We start from the raw sequence: 1350 nt of genomic DNA on the forward strand, positions 1-1350 counted from the left end.
AGGGTTTCCGCCGCGCGCAAGCCATCGCGGATCGCGGCAAGATCGCGCGGCCCGCCTCGGCCCAGCGTCAGGCGGGTCAGCGGGCGCTCCAAATCGGGCGCGCGGTTTAACTCTTCGCGCAGTTTGGCCCGCACATCGCTATAGGTATGGAAATAGGTGACGGCGTCGAGCCGATCCCCGATCGCGCCCCGGTCGGTCAAGGGCGCGACCAGCCGTGCGTGCAGCAGCCGCGCGCGCCGGGGGTGATCGTGCGGTCGATAGTGGCGAGAAGTGAGCCTTTGCGCTCGCCGTTCTGCGTGCGAATCAATTCGAGCGACCGGGGCAGTGCTGGCGTCAATCGCCATCGTCGCGCCGGTTTCCAGCCGCGTTGGCGGATCGAGCCGGGGCAGGCGACCGCGCTGGGTGAGGTCGAGATAATCGACCAAGGCCCCGGCAGCGGCGATTTCTGCCAAGCTGAAGCGGCCAAAACCTTCGAGCGTGCCGACCTCGAACAAAGCTTCCAGCCGCTTCCGCCCGTTGCCCGCATCAAAACGCGGCCCCGGCAGCGGCGCGAGCCGGGATTTCCACTCGCCGAAAACTTCGAACAGCCGTTCGGCTTTCAGTAACCGTTCCGGGAGCAAAATTTCCGCCGGATCGAGCCGAAACAGCGCGGCGGCGGTCGCTTCCGCGAGCCCCGGCTTGCCGGTATCGCCCAGCAGCCCGACCTGAAAGCTGCCGCTGGTCATATCGATGGCGGCAAGCGCGACCTGCCCGCCATTGTCGCAGAGCGCGGTGAGGAAATTGGCCCGGCGCGCGTCCAGCAACCCATCTTCGGTGATTGTGCCCGGCGTCACTACGCGCACCACGTCGCGCTTGACTGGGCTTTTCGGGCCGCGCTTCTTGGCTTCCGCCGGGTCTTCCATCTGCTCGCAGACCGCCACCCGAAACCCGGCCCGAATCAGGCGCGACAGATACCCTTCGGCGGCATGCACCGGCACGCCGGCCATCGGAATATCATCGCCGCCGTGCTTGCCCCGTTTCGTCAGCGCAATATCGAGCGCCCGCGCCGCCTGCACCGCATCGTCAAAAAACATCTCATAGAAATCGCCCATGCGGTAAAACAGCAGGCAATCGGGATACTGCTGCTTCAGGCCAAGATAATGCGCCATCATCGGCGTCGTCGCGGCATCGGGCGTGAGCGTCATGAAGTCACCGTTCGCGTTGCGAGGCTTCGTCAGGGACGCTGTCCCCGACACCCCTGACCAAGGGGCTTGCCCCTTGGTAATCCTATTTTCGTAAAGAAGCCCCTGTTATCCCGACAATAGGTCCGGGAGTCAAAGAAACGCCGGATTGTTAAGGGCCGCTCGGCCC

Annotated in this window: 1 pseudogene; it reads right to left on the reverse strand. The window is 64.9% G+C overall.

Going from position 1 to position 1350, the window contains the following annotated elements:
- A pseudogene (locus tag VZ95_RS18855) lies at nucleotides 1–1151 on the reverse strand (MutS N-terminal domain-containing protein); the annotation flags it as partial.
- Between the last annotated feature and the right edge of the window lie 199 nt (nucleotides 1152–1350).

Origin of the sequence: Elstera litoralis, from assembly GCF_000963705.1 — a bacterium.
GTDB classification, from domain to species: domain Bacteria; phylum Pseudomonadota; class Alphaproteobacteria; order Elsterales; family Elsteraceae; genus Elstera; species Elstera litoralis.